This is a genomic window from Flavobacterium sp. (genome assembly GCF_031423415.1).
Lineage (GTDB): Bacteria > Bacteroidota > Bacteroidia > Flavobacteriales > Flavobacteriaceae > Flavobacterium.
Genome location: NZ_JANPFL010000101.1, coordinates 1 through 21309 on the forward strand (window position 1 = coordinate 1; position 21309 = coordinate 21309).

At 32.2% G+C, this 21309-nt stretch carries 13 protein-coding genes; 5 read left to right on the forward strand and 8 right to left on the reverse strand.

Annotation, left to right across the window (positions count from 1 at the left end; genetic code table 11):
• The first annotated feature begins 376 nt into the window (after positions 1 to 376).
• From RMO83_RS08865 to RMO83_RS08885, 5 genes are all read left to right on the forward strand, one after another.
• Positions 377 to 622, forward strand: a complete 246-nt coding sequence (locus tag RMO83_RS08865; RefSeq protein ID WP_310559320.1) for a hypothetical protein — start codon at positions 377 to 379, stop codon at positions 620 to 622.
• A 44-nt stretch (positions 623 to 666) separates the two neighbouring features.
• Complete coding sequence (locus RMO83_RS08870; protein WP_310559321.1) at positions 667 to 4332, forward strand: hypothetical protein; 3666 nt, start codon at positions 667 to 669, stop codon at positions 4330 to 4332.
• A gap of 10 nt (positions 4333 to 4342) precedes the next feature.
• Positions 4343 to 5110, forward strand: coding sequence for an HNH endonuclease (locus RMO83_RS08875; protein WP_310559322.1), 768 nt, complete (start codon positions 4343 to 4345; stop codon positions 5108 to 5110).
• Between the two features lie 39 nt (positions 5111 to 5149).
• Positions 5150 to 6529, forward strand: a complete 1380-nt coding sequence (locus RMO83_RS08880; RefSeq protein ID WP_310559323.1) for a helix-turn-helix domain-containing protein — start codon at positions 5150 to 5152, stop codon at positions 6527 to 6529.
• 446 nt (positions 6530 to 6975) lie between these two features.
• On the forward strand, positions 6976 to 7353 hold the full coding sequence (locus RMO83_RS08885) for an ImmA/IrrE family metallo-endopeptidase (RefSeq protein WP_310559324.1): 378 nt from the start codon (positions 6976 to 6978) through the stop codon (positions 7351 to 7353).
• Between the two features lie 60 nt (positions 7354 to 7413).
• On the opposite strand, the gene RMO83_RS08890 is transcribed toward RMO83_RS08885, so the two are convergent.
• The 8 genes from RMO83_RS08890 to RMO83_RS08925 form a co-directional block, all read right to left on the reverse strand.
• Positions 7414 to 8433 carry a glycoside hydrolase family 43 protein gene (locus RMO83_RS08890; protein WP_310559325.1) on the reverse strand — a complete coding sequence of 340 codons (1020 nt, stop codon included), beginning with the start codon at positions 8431 to 8433 and terminating at the stop codon, positions 7414 to 7416.
• 11 nt (positions 8434 to 8444) lie between these two features.
• A complete protein-coding gene (locus tag RMO83_RS08895) occupies positions 8445 to 9920 on the reverse strand; it encodes an MFS transporter (RefSeq protein ID WP_310559326.1) in 1476 nt (491 codons plus the stop codon).
• Between the two features lie 48 nt (positions 9921 to 9968).
• Positions 9969 to 11090 (reverse strand): endo-1,4-beta-xylanase, encoded by a 1122-nt coding sequence (locus tag RMO83_RS08900; RefSeq protein ID WP_310559327.1) that lies wholly within the window; start codon positions 11088 to 11090, stop codon positions 9969 to 9971.
• Positions 11091 to 11117: 27 nt separating this feature from the next.
• Positions 11118 to 13709 (reverse strand): glycoside hydrolase family 3 C-terminal domain-containing protein, encoded by a 2592-nt coding sequence (locus tag RMO83_RS08905; protein ID WP_310559328.1) that lies wholly within the window; start codon positions 13707 to 13709, stop codon positions 11118 to 11120.
• Positions 13710 to 13781: 72 nt separating this feature from the next.
• Positions 13782 to 15137 carry an endo-1,4-beta-xylanase gene (locus tag RMO83_RS08910; protein WP_310559329.1) on the reverse strand — a complete coding sequence of 452 codons (1356 nt, stop codon included), beginning with the start codon at positions 15135 to 15137 and terminating at the stop codon, positions 13782 to 13784.
• 122 nt (positions 15138 to 15259) lie between these two features.
• Positions 15260 to 16426: an IPT/TIG domain-containing protein gene (locus tag RMO83_RS08915; protein WP_310559330.1), complete on the reverse strand. Its 1167-nt coding sequence runs from the start codon at positions 16424 to 16426 to the stop codon at positions 15260 to 15262.
• Positions 16427 to 16443: 17 nt separating this feature from the next.
• Complete coding sequence (locus RMO83_RS08920; protein ID WP_310559331.1) at positions 16444 to 17952, reverse strand: RagB/SusD family nutrient uptake outer membrane protein; 1509 nt, start codon at positions 17950 to 17952, stop codon at positions 16444 to 16446.
• A 37-nt stretch (positions 17953 to 17989) separates the two neighbouring features.
• Positions 17990 to 21115, reverse strand: coding sequence for a TonB-dependent receptor (locus RMO83_RS08925; RefSeq protein WP_310559332.1), 3126 nt, complete (start codon positions 21113 to 21115; stop codon positions 17990 to 17992).
• Positions 21116 to 21309: the final 194 nt, after the last annotated feature.

The window sequence follows — 21309 nt, forward strand, 5'->3', positions numbered from 1 at the left end:
TAAAAGACAAACGATGAACCAAATAACCAACTTCTGGAATTACTTCAAACAAAATAACTTTGTTTTTCTACTACTAAATGAAATCCCAAACGACGAACTCAAAATTCATTTTGACAAGTTAATTTCAGTTCTGCATCTTTAAAATAAAGACCTCAATCTGATTATAAAAAACAAAAATAAAAGTGCGGAACTAATCATTACGGCAAATGGGAATCCGTATTTATTCAAAGAAGTTGAACTACTGGTGCATTACGCTCCGATTATAGAAAGTTGGCAAATAATAGCCTTTTTACAACCCGAAACAAATTTAATCAGATACAAAAACTGCGCAGACAAACCATTTGAATATTACGGCATTATTCTAAAAATTAGCGAAATGTATTTCGAACTTCTAGAAATTCAAAACAAACCTTTAGAAGTAGGAATTAGAGTCCACATCAAAAATTATATAGTTTACAAAGACAACCCAAGATTAAAAGAAGCTGTATATATTCACTTGGAACACTTACTAGGAGAAAAATCATTTGCAAATGATCTCGCATTTATAGAGATTGGACAGTTAGAAACTAATCAAGTAAACTTGATTGAATTATACCAATTGAAATTCTATATTGACAAATAAATTCTTGAAAAAATATCGTTATTTTTGTAATCTAAACCGCTACAATGATAACAAGTATTGAACAAGCACTATTAAGTTGCAATCCAGATAAGTTTGCTAATATTTGTAGATTATATCTTTCGTATAAATACAATATCGTTAATTCTACAGGTTTTGTAGTTGGTAAAGAAAAATCAAAAAAAGGTACTCCAGATAATTTTATTCCTTACAAAGATTTCTACATTTTTAATGAGATTACAACAATTGACAAAAAACAGCTCGTACCTAAATTAAAAAAAGATATAGAGCATTGTTTCATACAAAAAGAAATTTCAGCTTCTAAAATTGTAAAAATAATTCTAATCTGTAATGGAGAAATAACAATTAAAATACAAGAGGAATTAAATAATTACAAAAATAGTTTTGGTACAAATACTGATTTGGAAATTATTGGGATTGATTCATTTGCTACAATAATATTTAGAGATTATCCTCAAATTTCAAAAGAATTAGGTTTTCCAATCGATACAGGTCAAATTTTAGAAATTGAAGATTTTATCGTTCAATATGAGAAATCAAAATTTGCAACGCCTTTGTCAAATAAGTTTTTCAATAGAGAGGATGATTTAAAAAAGGCAAATGAATATCTAAATAATACTGATGTTTTACTCATTTCAGGTCAAGCTGGTGTCGGAAAAACTAAATTTTCATTAGAACTAGTTAAAAAATATAAATTAAGTAATCCAGAATGTATAATAAAGTACATCAAAAATAATGGCAATCAAAGTATTTGGGACGATTTAAAAATTCAATTATTACAAAGTAATTCTTATCTAATTGTAGTTGATGATGCAAATAAGTTAAAGAGTAATTTAGAATTAATCTTGAACTTTAAAAATGAATTTAAAAACGGCAAAATAAAAATTATTCTTACAGTTAGAAATTATGTAAAGAGTGAAGTAGAAAATTTTCTAAATAAATTTTCAGAAATTGAGTTAAAAAACTTTGAGAAAATAGAATTAAATAAAATATTGCAATCTTCTAGTTTTAATATTACAAAGTATTATGCAGATAAAATTTATTCGATATCTAAAGGAAATCCTAGAATTGCAATAATGGGGGCAATAGCAGGAAAGAATAATGATATTCATAAGTTAACAAATGCTTCAATAATTCTCGAAGAGTATTTTTCTTCGGTTAGTGAAAATATAAGGGATGATGAGGATTTGTTAAAAGTTGCTGGTATATTATCATTGTTCAGAGTTATCGATATATCTAACACTTTAACTATAGATGAAATTGAAAAGTATTTTAATATTTCAAAGAATACATTAATTGAAAAACTTAAAACTTTATTTGATAATGAAATTGCTGATGAATATAAAAACACCTATAAAATTGCTGATCAAATATTAGGCGAGTATATATTCTATTTGATTTTTGTAAAAGAAAAGAAATTGAATTTCAAATTATTGATAGATATTCATTTCGATAATCATAAATTTTCATTGATGAAATTATTAACACCAATTGTAAGTAATTATGGGTTTGATGACATAAAAGTTATGATTATTGATGACATAAAAGCAAAATGGTCAGATATAAAGGATGTTGATAATGCTTTGAGGTTTCTAAAAGACTTTTGGTTTTACTTGCCATCTGAAACATTAATATATATAAACTCGTTAATAAATCCTTCTGAAGATAAAAATTACTTGAATTATAAATTTGAAGTCTATAAAAGTAATTGTACTCAATCGTATGATGATAAAATCATAGACATATTAATAAATTTTCAACAATTACACGATAAATTTGAATTTGCTTTAGAAATTTTATTGAAATATGGTTTGTCTAGTGAATTTGTATTTTCAAAATTATTAAAAGTTTACAAACAATCATTTGTTTATTCACAATACAGCTACGAAACGGATTACAATACTCAAGTAAGACTATTAGATTTTTTGTATTCTAAAATTGATATTAATAAGGCGTTTTACTCAAAAATAATATTGTTTATAGCTCCAAAATTTTTAGTTGATAGTTATAACTGTACATCAAGTGATGGTAATAAAATGTATTTCGGTCAAGTTCCAATTATTCTGACTGAAAAGCATAAAGAATTTAGAACTAAATTATGGATGTTTTGTTTTGAATGTTACAATGATTTAAACTTAAGAGAAAATGTTTATACTTTTTTTGAAAATCATAAATCATCATATTTCAACAATCAAAATAAAAAAGTTATTGAATTTGATAGAGATTTAGTAATTACTTTTTTTAATAAATATTTGTCAAGAAAATCTTTTAGAGAATCTTCCATAGTTTATGATTATTTAAGAAAATTGAAATATTCTAAAGTGACATATATTAAAACATTAGAAACAAAATTTAAAAATAAAGAATTTGATTTATGGTTATTGCTAAACGAAAGAGCCGAAGACAATAAAAAAGCTCTACTAAAAGCTACTGTAGTTTATCAATTATCAGATTATAGTAAGTTATTTAAACAAATTGATATAATCTACATTCATAAAGAAAATTACTTTAAAGGATATTCAATAATTTTAGATTCAATTTCTAGTATAGTTGCGCAACTTGCAAAAAATGATTTTGATTTATTTTTAAAAGTTTTTAAAATTCTATTCAATTATAAGTACTCCTCAAATATTTTTACACGAGATATATTTAATAGCATAAAATATGATACAAAAAAATCACTCCAATTAAAAAGTTTTATTTTAAAAAGCGAGAAAGCTTCTGGAAATATTATTGCTTTATTACTTAACATTCCTATCGAGCTTATAACTGTTAAAGATTATAAACTATTCTTCGATTTTCTGCAAAATGATTATGTAAATAATATATCTTTTTTAGAAGATATATTTAAGAAAATAGAACATTTAAATATTGATGTTGAAGAAGAATTAAGTAAGGTTTTAAATATTTTATTACAAAAAACACTTTCTAAAAACCACGTTTATATAAGTCATCGTTTTTTTGAGTTTTTAGATAATGAGTATCAGGAAGTTTTTACTAAAAACTTAAATAGTATAGAACAAATATACCTTTTTTTAGACCAGCAAGAGAGACATTTTGATTACCAATTAGATTTATTAAAATTGATTTTAGATAAAAATCCAAAATTTATTAATCAATTATTAAAATCTAATTTTGAAGATAAAACATATTTAAGCAAGAGAGATTTACTTGAGAATGATTTTTCTAAATTATGGGATTCAAACAATTATATAACTATTTTTAAAGACATAATTAAATTTACAAATAAGTTTGATGATTTTTGGACAAATAGTTCATCTGAAGTAGCAACCATTTTTAAAGGAAACGATGAAAAAGAATTAAATTTTCTTATTTCACTAATTACTTCAACTACGGATCTAAAACAATTAAGAAGAATATTTAATATAGTTGTATCAAAATTTAATGATAAACGGTTCTATTTTCTATCAATCTTATTGCAAAAAAACAATACGATAGAATTTTTCAATAGACTTGATTTATATGTTACAAGTACAACATATTCAGGCAGTCGAATTCCAAGAATTCAATATAAAATTTCTGAATTAGAAAAAGTAAAAGAGTTTATTGAAAATCTTAAAAATCTTGATTATTTGGAGCATATAAAAATATTAGAAGAAAGAATTATTTATTCTAAAATGGATATTGAGCAAGAAAGAAAAAGAGAGTTTATGAGTGAATGGAGTATTTAAAAAAAAAGAAATGGCAAAGAAAACAAGAATTCCAATTCCTCAAGTTAATAAAGTCAGAGCAATTCTTCAACAAGAAGTAAACTCTAAATGTCCATTTTGCAACAATGAAGATGTAGCATATTTTGAAATACATCATATTGATAAAAATCCATCTAATAATAATTCTGATAATTTAATTCTATTGTGTTCAATTTGTCATAAAAAAGCAGATAATAATGAAATTACATTTCAAGAGACTAACGATGTTAAATTTAAAACTAAAAGCAATAATTCTAGTGTTCAATTTATTTCTGTTACTATTGATAGTGAAAATTGTGGATGGGAGCCAATTGTAGATGTGCCAAATGCCTTTAAAATTGACAATACAAATAAATCTGCCTTTCCAATTTTGAATTTCAATTTTATAAATAACCTTGATAAAACTATTCTTTTGACTAGTGTAAAATTAATATCAAAAATATTACCTATTGGACTTTCTGGACCTGCAATTATAGATAACTTTTTAAAACCAAGTCCATTTTTTGAAATGAAAATTTCTCATAATGGAACTATTGAAAATCTAATTTTAAAAGATGAATTAATAATTTTACCGAAAATGCCAGTAAAAATTCAAATCTTATTATATAGTCAATATGAAGAACATATTTTTTCTCCAAAAGGCAAATATGTTTTGTCCTTTAATTTTAAATTTAATAATGATTTTTGGAAAGATATTCCTAATGTAGTATTGAATTGCAAAAGTGAGAATGAGAAACTACAATATATTGGTTACAACTAATATATAGTTTATTTTTGAAAAATATTATTTAAAAACAAAATGCTCAACTCAACCGAAATAAAATCAATAGTCAGCTCTGGAGAAGGATATAATGCCGAATTCAAAGAAAGAGTACCAACCAATCTAAAAAGTGTTACTGAAGAAGTATGTGCTTTTGCAAATGCTTCTGGCGGAGTTTTGTTAATTGGTGTTGATGATAAAAATACAATCAAAGGTGTTACTATTGATAATTCCAAACGTTCAGCAATACAAAACTCTATCGGGGAAATTTCGCCATCATTGCAATGTGAATTTTACATAGTTGAAGTTGAAGGTAAAAATGTAGCAGTTATAGAAGTCCCATCTGGTCAAAACAAACCTTACGTTTTATCAGGCGCAATTTATGTTAGGCAAGGTCCAAACTCTCAAAAACTAACAACTGTTGAAGAAATGAGAAACTTTTTTCAGCAAGCTGAAAAAATATATTTCGACGAAGCTTCTTGTAAAGAAATTGACATCAAAAAACACATTCCAAAAGCAAATATTGATACATTCCGTTTTGAAGCAGGATTAGTAAACAATACTTCAGACGAGCAAGTTTTTAGTAATTTGAAATTAATTAGTAGCAATGGTCATTTAAAAAATGGTGGAGTTTTATTTTTTGCCAAAGAACCGGAACACTTTTTTGAAAAAGCAGTTATTCGTTGTGTCGCTTTCGATGGTTTGGATAAAAGATACATTATTGATGATAAAATAATGGGAGGCACACTTTTTCAACAATACCAACAAAGTATGATTTGGCTTAAATCCAAACTAAATGTGCGTTATGATATTGAGGGAGAAGGCGGAAAAGCAAGGAAAGAATTATGGGAAATTCCAGAAATTGTTTTCAAAGAAGCCATCATCAATTCATTGGCTCACAGAGATTATTACGACAAAGGCGGTAGAATTACAATTGAATTATTCAATGATCGTGTTGAGGTTACTAATCCTGGCGGATTAGTAAATTCGATTGCTAAAAATGAATTTGGCAAAAAAAGTTCAAGCCGAAATCCTCTAATTTTCGGATTATTCGAGAGAATGCGTTTAGTAGAACAAATAGGTTCGGGTATTAGCAGAATGCGTGATTTAATGAAGCTAGAAGGATTAACACCCCCAGAATTCAATACCGATGGAATGTTTACTGTAACTTTTAGAAGACCAATCGAATTTGAAAGGTGGGTAGTTCGGTGGGTAGATAATCTTTCTGAAAACAGGATTGAAATTTTAAAAAATATTTATTTAAATCCTAAAATTTCCAAAAGAGAACTCGAATCTATAATCGGCTTAAACGGCTCTGCCATTGACAAAAACATAGATTTTTTAAAAGATTTAGGACTTCTAGAACGAAAAGGAAATACCAAAAGCGGGCATTGGATTATCAAGTATGAACTACCATAAGTGGGTAGATGTGGTGGGTAGTTAAAGCAATTTTCACAACCCATTATCTCATTCATCTTCACAAACCTTTCATTTAGTCCAAGTGTCCGTAAATTCTAGTCTTTGCTTGCTTCATTTCACTAATTACTTTTCCAATAGCGAGAATAACTTTTTCGATCGGTGGTAAAAAGGACATTTTACATTTCAGTTGCCACTCCTTTGCCAACGCTCCAAAAAAAATTTCTTTCACGGTTTTTGAAATAACTTTTCAGTATCAATTTGACACTTAACGCGAATAACTGTCTAAAATTAGTTTTCAAACATTAGACACTAATCTAGATATTTTGTCTAGTATTAGTTTTTTATTGTATTTAGTACCTAGCTGGACACAAAAAGATACCAAGCTTGAATTTTTATTGACCTAAAAATCAGTCTACTGATGAACTTATAATATAAAAAGCACCAAGTTGGTCTATCAGGCAAAAGGAGAAAAAACACTGGTGGATGGTATTTCTTTTTGGAGTAATGGAAATCCGGCCATTAGAATGACATTGAGGCACAATCGCTTGGATAATTTCGCCTTTACCCTGTTTCACGAATTGGGACATATTTACAAACATTTGGTAAATAACGACACCGCGGAGTTTATTGACCTGGAAAATAAAAACGAAGAAGAAGAATACAAAAACTCGACAGAAGAAAAACAAGCAGATCATTTTGCCCAAAACAGCCTGATTAATGACGAAGATTGGAATAAATTTAAAAAGAATTTGGCCCACAACAATAATGACGAAGCAATCATTGCTTTTGCCAAACAAGACAAAATCCATCCCAGTATAGTTTAGTCGGCATTTTGTTTAAAAAAGGTGGTTTACACTAAATACAAAAAAGAATTAAAAATTGATTTACTCTCTGTATGGATTAATTGTTTGAATTTTACCATTTTTATCATAGCTAATCTCCGCCAATTTAATTGATCTTAAATGAGTAACACCTTTTGAGAGGCTTGAATCGTGATAAAACAGATACCATTTATTTTCGAACTCACAAATAGAATGATGAGATGTCCAGCCAATTACCGGATTCAAAATTTTTCCTTGGTATGTGAATGGACCATAAGAATTGTCTCCGATGGCATAACAAATAAAATGAGTGTCTCCTGTAGAATACGAAAAATAATATTTGCCATTGTATTTGTGCATCCAAGAAGCTTCAAAAAAACGGCGATCAGTATCTCCTGCTATCAATCGATTACTATTTTCATCAAGAATTTCAATTTCTCGAACCTCTTCGACAAAACTTTTCATATCATTAGAAAGTTTTGCCATTTTTGGACCTAAAGCTGTTTCGTTAGCCTTTGGTTCTTGATTGTTTACATTATAAACATTATTTCTATAACTCTGCAATTGACCGCCCCATATTCCACCAAAATACATATAATAACTTCCATCTTCATCACAAAATACTGCAGGATCTATAGAATAACTTCCTTCTATAGCTTTAGGTTCAGCAATAAAAGGACCTACAGGCGAATTACTTATCGCGACTCCTATTTGAAAAATTCCATCCGCTTTTTTAGCTGGGAAATACAAAAAATATTTTCCGTCTTTGGTTGCTGCATCGGGCGCCCACATTTGTCTTTCAGCCCATGGCACATCTTTAACGTGAAGTGCTACGCCATTATCTCTAGCTTCACCATTGGGGCTGTCCATTGATATAACATGATAATCTTCCATCCCGAAATGGTCACCTAAATCGTTAAATGGAATTCCAGCTTCAATATCATGTGATGGATAAATATAAATTTTTCCGTCAAACACATGTGCAGATGGATCTGCGGTATACATATGTTTAATTAAGGGTTGTGAAATAGCTTTTTTGTTTACTTCGTCAAAATCAATATGTTCGATACTTTCTTCTGGCATTGTATCAGTTATTAATTATTTGTATTTAATCTTCTTTCTTTTAAGTCACTTTCGAGTTGCATTTCCATTTTTTTATCAATCAAAAAGAAGCATAATAGACCCGCACTGGCAATAAAAATTAGTCCAGGATAGATACTCACAGACAATTTTATTCCGTCAATGGCGGTTTCTGCTTGATTTGCAGCTTCGGCAACATACCCATATCTGGAGAGTAATGCGGCTCCCAATGCGCCACCGATACTCAATCCTACTTTAAGTCCAAAAATCATCGCCGAGAAAATTATGGCTGTGGCTCTACGGTTGTTTTTCCATTCACTATAATCTGCAACATCTGCAATCATTGCCCACAATAAAGGAATGGTAATTCCGTATAGAAAACCGTGTGCAATTTGCGTTAGGAATACAAGTTCAATAGATGTTTTAGAATAGAAATTGAATAATACCAAGCTTAGCGCTGATAAGAATAAAAAAGTGATAAAAATATTTCTCTTTCCAAATCGATCTGCTAATGGTTTAGAAAAGAGAATTCCAAAAATCATAAAAAGAATTCCTCCTGCATTAAACAAGCTAAAGGCAGAGGTAGGTACGTCTTTTGGCCATTGAAACTCGGTGAGTCCCATCCCTGTTAAACTATTGTTCAGTCCTGCAATGAAATTATTAAAACCAACATTATTCAAGAAAGTAGCCTGAGCGACAGGATCTAAATAATATTTAAAATAATAGATATACATTCCTCCTTTTAGTGAAAGTGTAATAAAAACAAAAATTGTAACTAAAAGCATTATTATCCAAGGTTTATTTTTAGATAAATCAGTTAGATCTTGTTTGATAGAAGATTCTTGTTCCTTTGCTGGTATGATTCTTTCTTTTGTAGTGAAAAAAGTTATCAAAAAACAAACCACCCCAGCAATGGCAAAAATCATCATAGTATTTTTGAATCCCACTGCTTTATCTCCGTGACCTAAAATTAAAACCAAAGGCAACAACAACGATTGTATGATAAATTGTGCAAACATCACAGCCACAAACCGATAGGAAGACAAACTGTTTCTTTGTTTCATATCTCCAGTCAATACGCCACTTAAGGCGGAATATGGTAGATTATTAGCAGAATAAATTAATATTAGTAAAAAATAAGTGACTAGCGCGTAAATTATTTTACCATTCGCACTAAAATCGGGTGTCGAGAAAGCTAATATTGCTATGATTCCAAAGGGGAGTGAGGTCCATAGAATCCAAGGCCTGAATTTCCCCCATCTGGTTCTGGTACGATCAGCAATAACACCCATGATAATATTGAAAAAGGCTCCTACAAAACCACCAAAGAAAATGATGGCACTCGCAGTACCTGCTGGTATTTTATAAACATCAGTGTAGAAAAAAGCCAAAAATGTCATTAAAGTTTGAAAAATAAGATTGGCCGCAAAGTCTCCTAAACTGTAACCTACTTTCTCTGTAATAGAAAGTTTATGGGAGGAATTATTCATAGTACGATTAATTATAAAAATTTAGAAAAATGAAACTCTTTATCAGCTCTATTGTTTTTTTAAAGCAATTACCTGATCGTATACCGCTTTAGGTTGATTGTTCCTATCAAAAAGCAAAGGGTAATTTGTTCTGTTTTTGATAGGCCAATTGTTTAACCAACTCCCACTGTCATTGACACCCCAAAAAGTAACTCGGCTAATTTTATCTTTATGTTTAATAAAAATCTTAAATATATCAACATATCGCTGAGTTAATTTATTTTGAATGTCAACCGGAAGACCATTTTTATAAGGATTCATAGCAGGGTCTTCTTCGAAATTTTTACTTAGATCAGCCCCTACCATATCATATGGATTTGGCAGAACCGAAATATCAAATTCTGTAATCATAACCTTTAATCCTAAATCAGAAAAAGCAATGATACTTTCTTCAATTTCATTAAGCGAAGGTTTGTCTAATCCCCAATGTCCTTGTATTCCAACGCCATCTATTCGAGCACCGCTTGCCTGTATTTTTTTTAATAATGAAATGGCTCCCGCTCTTTTCTTAACCTGTTCGATATTAAAATCATTATAATACAATTCCGTTCTAGGAGCTGCTTTTTCAGTAAATTTGAACGCATCAATCAAATAGTTTTCGCCTAATTTTTCAAAAAATATTGTTTTTCGATACGTTCCATCTTCATTTAGTGCTTCATTGACAACATCCCAACCCATTACTTTTCCGTTATATTTCCCAGCAACTGTTTTGATGTGATTGGAAAGAAATAATTGTAAGGAATCTTTGCTTTTTATATTTTTAACAAATGGAGCCAATTGTTCGTGCCAAACCAGAGCGTGGCCAACAATAAACATATTGTTTTTCTTTCCAAACGCCACATATTTATCGGCCATTTCAAAATTATAAGTGTCCCATTGTGGATGAATTACTTCACACTTCATAATATTCTCAGGAGTAATGGAATTAAATTGAGACACAATCAGTTGATTAACCCCGACATTTTTTTCTTCAATTTGATCATTATTCAGAGCTGCCCCAATATAAAAATCCTTTTTAAAAGCGTTTTTCAAACTTGCTTCGCCTGAACTGGAATCCATTTTGGTTTTACACCCTATAAGCAAGACGCCTACTGCTAAGGTCATTGCTATTCTTTTTCGGAATATTCGCATAGTATATTATTTTTTTAAAATTATTTTTTAATTGATTATCTTAAAAGTCGTCCCTACTAATGTTACTTTTTTGACAATTACTTTTTCTTCTTTAATTCTTGTTTCGTTGGGTTGCATTCCTCCAATTGAAAACAAAATTTCTCCTTTATTTACTTCCAATGTGTTATTTGCGTTGATTTGTGCCAATTGCTCTGGCTTGATTAGAAAAGAAACTTTTTTGGTCTCGCCTGCTTTTAAAAACGTTCTTTCAAAACCTACTAATGTTCTAATGGTATTTTGCTCATCCTTTTTAGAATTGGTCATATAAACCTGGGTGACTTCATCCCCATCAGCTTTTCCAGTATTGGTAACATCAACTGTAATTTGAATTTCTTTGTTGGTATTATTTCTTTCAGGTAAAATGAAATTCGAATATTTAAAAGTGGTATAACTCAATCCAAAACCAAACTCATATAAAGGTGCCCCTTGAAAGTACCGATAGGTTTTGCCTTTCATATTATAATCATCAAAAGCGGGAATATCAGTAATATCTTTGTAAAAAGTTAAGGGCAATCTTCCCGAAGGATTGTAATCTCCAAACAGCACATCGGCAATTGCTGTTCCTCCGGCCTGACCCGGATACCAGGCTTCTAAAATAGCTGGAATATTTTCGTTTTCCCAATTGATGGCAAGAGCACTACCGTTAAGCATTACTAAAACCATTGGTTTCCCTAATGCTCTAATTTTCTTCATCAGGTTGGTTTGCGAGGCGGGTAATTTAATATCTAAACGATCACCTCCAGAAAAACCAGCTACTTTAACTTTCATTTCTTCACCTTCTAGAAGCGGACTTAATCCCATACATAAAATAATCACATCTGCTTTTTTTGCTAATGCTATCGCTTCATGCTCGAGATTGCTTTGTGGAGATTCCCACAAGAATCGCATCACAGCGTGTTCTGAATTGTCTTGTTTATATTCCAGTTTGATTTTATATTTTTTGTTCGCTATTAATTGAACATACTCATAAACCTTTTTTGGTTCATACATATTATCACTTTCTACAAGTAATTTGTCTTCAAGATATAATTTCATACCCGAATAGGATTCGCCTCCGAGGGCATAACTTCCTGATTTTGGAACCGATAAATATCCTGTCCAGCGAACCGAATATTGATCATAACTCATTTCAGGGAAAGGAGCTTTAGTTCCCCACAAGAAATCTATTTTTTTGTCTACTTGTTTGCGGACAGGTTCTCCTTTTAATTCGGTATTTGAAAAATACTCAGCATTTAATCCTTTATTTTTTAGAGATGAATCCGCAAACAAAAAAGAATTAGGAATAGCTTCAAAAATCGGCAATCCATCAGCAAGTTTGCACCCTATAGCGTACTTCACATTGACATTTGGTAATTTGTTAATTATGCCCTGTAAAGGGGTAACAGGATGTGAAGGGAAACCATTGTAATTCCCTAAGAGAACATCAACATCATTGGCATTTGGCCCAATAACTGCAATATTTTTAAGCTTTTTGCTCAATGGTAAAATAGAGTTGTTTTTTAATAAAACCATCGATTTTCTGGCGGCTTCCAAAGCCAAAAGTTTATGTGCTTCTGAGTCAACAACTGAATAAGGAATGTTTTCATATTTAACAGCTCCTTTTGGGGCAAACAATCCCAATTTCATTCTGGCAACCAACAGTCTTTCTACTGAAACATTTAATTCAGATTCAGTGATAAGACCATCATTAACAGCTTTCACGAGAGAAGGATAGGAGTCTCCACAATTCAAATCGGTACCCGCTTTTACAGCTATTGCAGAAGCCTCTTCTCTTGTTTTGACAACTTCGTGCGCTCCTTTAGTATAAAAATCGTTTACCGCCCAACAATCAGAAACGATATAGCCTTTGAATCCCCAATCGTTTCTTAGTAAATCACTCAATTCTTTATTTCCACAGCAAGGCAATCCTTTGTAACTATTGTAGGCACACATTACGGAATACACACCAGATTCTTTTACCACTTTTTTAAATTGTGGGCTATACGTATTTATCATATCAAAAGGAGACGGGTCAACATTGAAACTATGTCGAGATGCTTCTGGCCCGCTATGGGCTACAAAGTGTTTCGCAGTAGCAATTAATTTATAATATTTAGGGTCATCACCCTGCAAACCTTTGATAAACTGAACCGCCAATTCTCCGGTTAAATAGGGATCTTCGCCATAGGTTTCCATTCCTCGACCCCATCTTGGATCTCTAAAAATATTGATATTTGGTGTCCAAAAAGTTAATCCTTGATGTATTCCTCTTTTATTTCTGTTTGCAAACTCGTGATGTTTGGCTCTTGCCTCATCTGATATTGCATGCGAAATTGTAAACATCTGCTTTCTATCCCACATAGCGCTCATTCCGATACCTTGAGGAAAAACTGTAGCAATACCCGCTCTGGCAACACCGTGTAAACATTCGTTCCACCAGTTCATTTCGGGAATTTCTAATCTGTCTATTGCTACAGAATTGTAAGTCATTTGTGAAACTTTCTCCTGCACCGTCATTTTTGACACTATATATCGAGCTCTTTCTTCAAAATTTTTAGTAAAATCTTTATGAGTAGCTACTTGTGCCGAAATATTTGACATAAATAATAACACTAAAAAAAGAAATATTTTTTTTAAAAACATTTTTGTTATATTTTTTGGGGTACGCTACTTTTAATCTAAACCTTCAAGAAAACCAGTATGTGTTTTTTTAATGTTAAAATTAGCATCAAATAATAATGGCCACTCGGGTCTATTGTATAAGCTAAGTAACCAAGAGTCGTCATCTTTTAAACCCCACATCGTGATTGCATATTTAGTAAGGGCAGGAATTGCGTTATAAACTTGCACTAGCTCTTTGTATTTTAACTTTTGAGCCAATTCTCGCTCAGGGGTCAATGTGGTAAGTATATTGCCATCATTAGAATTTGCTCTTACATCAACTTCAGAATAATGTACTTTTAAGCCCTTTTCAACTATTCTATTGGTATCAACTGTAAGTTGTGCCCTAGTTGGCGCATCATAGTTAATATGCATTTGAATTCCAACGCCGTCAATTACATTATTTGTTTTTAACACATCGACTAAAGTATATACAGCATTTTGTTTGTTTATATCATAAGAAGTATTGTAGTCATTATAAAATAACAATACATTTGGATCGGCTGCACGTGCCCAACGGAAGCATTTTGTTACATAATCAGCGCCCATGCGCTGTCTAAAAAGGGTGTTTCTCATTCCTCCACCATCATTAAAAGCCTCATTTACAACATCCCAAGCTTTTACTTTTCCTTTACAATGAGTAACAACTGCAGTGATATAATTTTGTATTTCTAATTCGAATGCGGCATCTGTGCCAGAATAATTTTTTAACCATTCTGGAATGGAACTATGCCATATTAATGCATGACCGTGAACATTAAGTTTATTAGCAGTGGCATACGCCAAAAGTTTATCCACTTCTGCCCAATTATAGGTTCCGGAACTCGTAAAGATATTTAGCATTTTCATTTCATTCTCTGCAGTGATACTACTAAATTCTCTTCTAATAGTGGTATCGTATAAACCCGTGAGATTAAATGAATTTACCGCCACTCCAACAGAAAAGGTGGTGGCTTTTTCTTTTAGGGGAGTTGTAGGTTCGGGTCCAGTACTTATAGTCTCTGCTGTGATAACATTTGAATAAGCCGAAATTTCGGTTCCTTTAGCAGCTCTTACCCTATAATAATAGTTAGTTTTTTGATTTAATCCCGAAACAACGGCAGTTAATCCTGTTACTGGCAAGGCATTATAATTTGGTAAAAAAGTTGAAAAACTAGCCGATGTTGATACATCTAATAAATATTTTTCCGCACGATACACCCTAGTCCAGTTTGCGGTAAAGCTAGAATTAGTCAAATTGATAGCCAGATTGGCAGTTGCAGTACCTAGAGGAGCAACTGTCGCTTCTTCATCTTTGGAACAACTTAAAAAAGCAAATATTCCAATACATATAAACAAGAAAACTTGTTTGAATTTAATTTTTTTCATCTTCAATATTTTTAAACCTTATTTGAATTTTATATTTTTTCGTTTTTAATATTTTTTAAAAAAGGTTGCTAACCTGATGTAGCAACCATTTAACTAATTCACATTTATTCATACTGATTAAATTAACGCAAAACTTTAAATCTAATGTTGTCCCATTGAACTTTAGATGGGTTAACGGTTCCTGCATTTTGTGCTATAGTCATTTTAACTTGGTTAATTTTAGATGGATTTACGTCTCCTTGCCCTTGGTTTGCTGGATCATAATTTGCTCCAAAATCCGATGTTTTTGCTTCGATAGTTTGCCATCCGGTAGTTGCAATTGTATATCTATAAGCCCAGTTTCCACCATCGCTGTCAACAATTAGTAAATCAATTTTTGTTCCTATTGCTCCTCCACAATTAACGTCAATGATGTAGAACGCTTTGGTTGCATCTGTTGCCGATGCATTCAATAACGCACTTCCGGCATTAGATTCGCACCCATTGTAACCATTAGCACGTGCACCAGTCCAAGTTAATTCAGCATAAATCCCTGAAATACCACCTGCAGATGGATAAGTGAGACTGTTTGCATCACCATATTTGTTCCAATTTTTATTTGGACGTAAACCTCCACCGTCAAAATCAGCTACTCTGTATAAATCAAACCCTTGATCAATATCTAAAAATCTTTTTGCGGTTCCTCCTGGAGTTGTAATTTCTACATCGCCCCCAACAATTGCATTTGCTGGTACAATAAAAGTTAAAGAAGATGAATAAACACGAGTAAAATTAACCGGTACACCTGCAAACTTGACGGAAGAGATATTAAAAAACCACATACCATTCACAGTTACCATTGTTCCGACTTTTGGAATTATAGGTTCGAATTTTTCAGAGATCACTACTTTTGGTTGTAAAATTTCGAAATCAGAAACGATAACTTCGCCGCTCGCTTTGGTGATTTTCAATTTTTGAACGCCAAATCGGCTTCCTTTTTTTTCATCAAAAAACACATTAAACATTACAGACTTGTCAGAGTTTAAAGCTGGATTGAAGACAACATTAACTAAATTGTCAAATTCAATGCTTTTAACATTGCCCAATCCGGCTCCTTCCGCTTTCACTAAATCTCCTGGATACCCCTTATCTTTATTCTCAGTAGGAGGAGAGGTTCTATTGTCTAGACTATAAAAACCGTCTACTATTGCGACCTGGCTGGATTCATTGTCATTTTCGCATGATGAGAGCACTAAGCAAACAATCAGGAATGTTAGAAAATGTCTAATATTTTTTATTTTTGTACTCATAGTTTTATATTTTTTTCTTAAAATTTAAATGGAACAGGATCTTCTCTCAGAAGTGGGTTTGCATCTAATTCAGAAGCAGGAATCGGAATTAAAAAAGAATTTGCGGTAGGTGTCACTTTCTTTGAATTGACCACTGATAAGGCAATGTTACTATATTCACCTCTTTCCTGATTGGAAATAATATTTATTGCTTCGCCTCTATCTCTTCTAACTAAATCGTACCAATAATCACCTTCTAAAACAAGTTCAATTCGTCTTTCTTTAAAAACATCATTCTTCGTAATACTTGTTTTTGCGGGTAAACCTGCTCTGGATCTCACTTGATTAAATGATGCTAAAGCAACGGTTGACGATGTTGAAGCAGACTCCGCTAATATAGCTTCTGCATGTATTAATAATATTTCTGCATAGCGTAACATCGCTGTATTTTGATTGGTTTGCTGCGGACAGGCACCAGGAAATTCAGCTACTGAACCGATAACATATTTTCTCCAACCCATTGAGCCGCCAAAACCGCTTGGACTTACTGTGTATCCACCTTTTTTGGTAACTAATTCTGGATAAAAATCCCCAGGTAGCATTATTGTAGCTTTTCTTCTTTTATCTCCCGGTTCGTAAGCGTTACGTAAATCTATACTAGGCAAAAAAGTTTTCCATCCAGAATAATCTCCTGTTATTTCTGACGTTGGGGTAAGATAGGCCTGAGCAGAATTACCATATCCATATCCTACACAACCTACCCATTGCAAGGAAAATATTGATTCTCTACTATTATTATATGTTGGATTGTTAAACTGTAATCCATAATCCGCGATAAGGGAATAATCACCGCTATTTATTACTTTTTCTGCATATATTTTTGCGTTTGAATAGTCTTTACGAGTTATATAAACTTTTGACAACATTCCATCACAGGCACTTTTTATCAATCTTCCTTTTTCAAGATTATTACTACCCGTTACAGCAGGCAAACGCTTATATGCTTCTTTGTAATCATTGATAATGAATTTATATATATCATCCACGGTATTTCTATAGGTAGGGATTTTATCAGTATATTGCTCTATTCTATTTAAAATAGGTACGGCACCAAAAGTTCTAACCAAATAAAAGTAAGCGGTGGCTCTCATAAAATAGGCTTCCCCTTTTACTCTTTCAACCACTTCTGGGGTAGTTCCTGGTCCAACATTTTTTTCTAGGTTATGTAACAGCGTATTTGATTGTGCTATAACATTAAACAATGATTGCCAGCCTTCAAAAACAAACTGATTGCTTGAATTTACTGAGAAGTTCTCAAATTGCGCTAAATCAGAATAAGCTCCTACGGAATTACCGGCATAGGTATCTAGTCCATAAATGAACTTTTCATTAAAGTAGAACCAAGGACGGCCATAGAGTCCGCTGCCAGATCCTAATATTTGTCCATCCGAAGAATAAAAATTATCTAAAACTAATTTATCCTCTGGCGGATTGTCTATAAATTCTGTTGAGCACGATACTGTAAAAAATACAGCTATCAATAGCACGAAATATTTAGTTGAATTTTTCATGTTGTTTTTTTTATTAAAAATCTAAGTTTATACCGAATGTAAATATTTTTGGGATAGGGTAACGACCGTTATCTACACCAGTTAACAGTGCATCTTGACTAAATGAACCTACAGCAGGATCTAGACCCGAATACTTTGTGATTGTAAATAAATTTTGACCTGTTATATATAGTCTTAATCTACTAAAGAATTTGGTTTTGTTAATTATCTCTTCGGGCATTGTATAACCAAAAGTTACATTCTGCAACCTAATGTAAGAGCCATCCTCAACAAAACGATCCGATACTCTACTATTTCCATTAGGATCTCCATTTACAAATCGTGGCACATTTGTATCTTCATTTACATTGTCTATAAAACGGTTATTCACGACTGCACTTTGATTTGCATATGGTCCGCCTATTCCGCCTAAACTTTCGGTCAATCTTCTAGTCCAGTTGTAAATTTTATTACCCTCTGAACCAAGAATCATAGCTGAAAAATCGAAGCTTTTGTATGTCATATTGTTGAGAACACTAAAAGTAAAATCTGGATTTGGGTTACCAATATTTGTTCTGTCGTTAGAGTCAATTTTACCGTCTCCATTAATATCTTTAAATTTAATATCGCCAATCCATACTTTACCATTGGCTCCAACTTCGTTATCTGGTTTTGGACTATTTGCAATATCTTCATCAGAAGTATAAATTCCATCCACTTTATATCCGTAAAACTGACCTAAAGGTGATCCTACTGCTGTTTTTGTCAACGTATTATTGAACTGAAAGGTTCTGAAAATTGCCGAATTATTATCTCCAAAAGAGGTTAACTTATTTTTGAATGTTGAAAATATAAATGTTGAACTCCAATTGAAATTATCATTAGAAATATTTCTTGTGGTTAGGGTCACATCCCAGCCTTTATTTTCAATATCACCAAGATTTACTACTTTGGCACCGAGACCTAAATTACCCTGTTGAGGATTGGTTCCTAAGTACGCGGGTACTGGCTCATTAAACAGAAAATCACTGGAAACCTTCTTGTAATAATCAACTTCTAATCGCACGGCATCAGAAAATAGCCCTATTTCTAACCCAAAATTTGATGCTTTGGTTGTTTCCCACCGTACTTTTGGGTTTTGAATGTTCTCTTGTGCAAATCCAGTTCCAAAAGCAGTAGGAAAACTCACAATTGACGAGCCATATCTGTAACCTCCTATATTTTGGTTTCCAACTTCACCGTAACCGGCTCTAAATTTTGCTAAGTTTATCACGTCTTTGATACCTTCGAAAAAAGTCTCATTACTTAGTACCCAACCTGCAGAGAAAGAAGGGAAGTACCCAGTTTTGTATCCTTCACCGAAATTTGACGAAGAATCTGAACGTAAGGTAGCCGTTAACAAATATTTGCCGTCAAAAGAATAATTTACACGGGTAAAATAAGAGTTTAAACTGCTCGTTCCTTTGTAATTTCCGTTCGTGGCGCTGGCGGCATCTCCAAGACCAAGAGTAGTAATATCGTTAGATAAAAAACCGGTTCTTGTCCCAACTAGACCTTCATATTTAGATTCTTGTGCTTCTTGACCTAATAAGGCAACGATATTATGTTTACCTAAAGTCTTAGAATAGGTAAAGTAATTTTGTAATGTCCAGAAAAAGTTTTGACTCTGTACCTTTACTGATGCACTGCTGGTATTTGTTGCACCAATTTGAATATCTGGATAAAAAACAGAAACATTTGATGTATTAAAATCATATCCCAAAACAGATTTAAAAGACAAACTCTTGCTGAATGAAATTTCTCCAAAAAGGCTGCCAACAATTTTATAGATGGAAACGTCATTTCCCTTATATAATGCCGTAGCTACAGGGTTAAGAGCAGCCTGATTACCAAACCCTTCTATCGGCCCACCAAATGTTCCATCAGAATATCGTACAGGTACATCCGGCCCCTGTGACACCGCCGCACTAATTACGCCATCTTCAGTGTCGTTAAATGCAATTTTTTGTTTTGTATTAGCAATTGTCATATTGTTTCCTACTTTAAACCAGTCATTAACTTTACTATCTAAATTTAAGCGTATCGAATATCTTTTAAAGCCTGTATTAATTACGATACCATCTTGTTCAAAATAATTTATTGATGTGTAATATCTGGTATTGTCTTTGCCTCCTGCTATTGTCAGTTGATGATTTGCAATTTCGGCATCTCTAAAAATTTCTTTTTGCCAATTTGTTCCTTCTCCCAATAATTCAGGATTTTGAAACTCATACGGATTTTGCTGACCCAATTCTGCACTTACACTGGCTCTATATTTTGCAAAATCTTTTAGATTTAAAACATCCAGAAATTGTGACACTTGTTGAATACCAGTATACGATTCGAATGTAATAATTGACTTTCCCTTTTTACCTTTCTTCGTTGTAATCAATACTACCCCATTAGATCCTCTGGAACCATAAATAGCAGTTGCTGAAGCGTCTTTAAGAATGTCCATTGATTCAATATCAGCAGGATTTATAGCTGATAGAGCACTAGACTTGGTTTGTCCGCTCGCTCCACCGAGAGAACTGTAATTAAAAGTATCGTTTCCATCCCCTCCATTTATTGGAACACCATCAACAACATATAATGGCTCATTACCCGATAATGAGGCAATCCCACGTATTCTTACAGAAACACCACCTCCAGGAGTTCCTGAATTTTGGGTTATTGTTACTCCTGAAACTTTACCTTGCAACGCTTGATCTAGACCAGTAAATGGTTGATCTTTTATGGATTTCGCAGTCACTGAAGAAACTGCTCCCGTTACATCTTTTTTCTTGGCAGTTCCGTAACCAATAACTACAACCTCATTTAGATTGTTCGTATTTTCAACCAGACTAACCTGCATCGCGTTTTTACTATCTGCAGTAACTTCCTTAGTCATATATCCTATAAAACTGAATACAATTTTAGAGTTGGAAGGCACTTTATCTAACCTAAAAGAACCATCAGCATTTGTGACTACGCCATTTGTTGTTCCTTTAACTAAAACATTGACCCCAGGCAGTGGTTGCCCATTAGACATTACATCACCTTTAATAGACTGCCCGTAAAATAAATTACCGCACAGAATTACAATTAGAAATAATAGCTTTTTAACTAATTTTTTTTTCATAAAAATTTTTATTTGTTTTTGTTAAATTCAGGAACAAATTTCCTTAAATCGTTAGTGTATATATATGGCAAATAAAAGCATCTCAATTTAATATTACTATTACAATATCATAATCTGAAAATGCTGCATGCATTCAATCTACGATTCAAATATATACTGTTTGCTGAAATTTTTATAGCACAATTGAAGCAAAA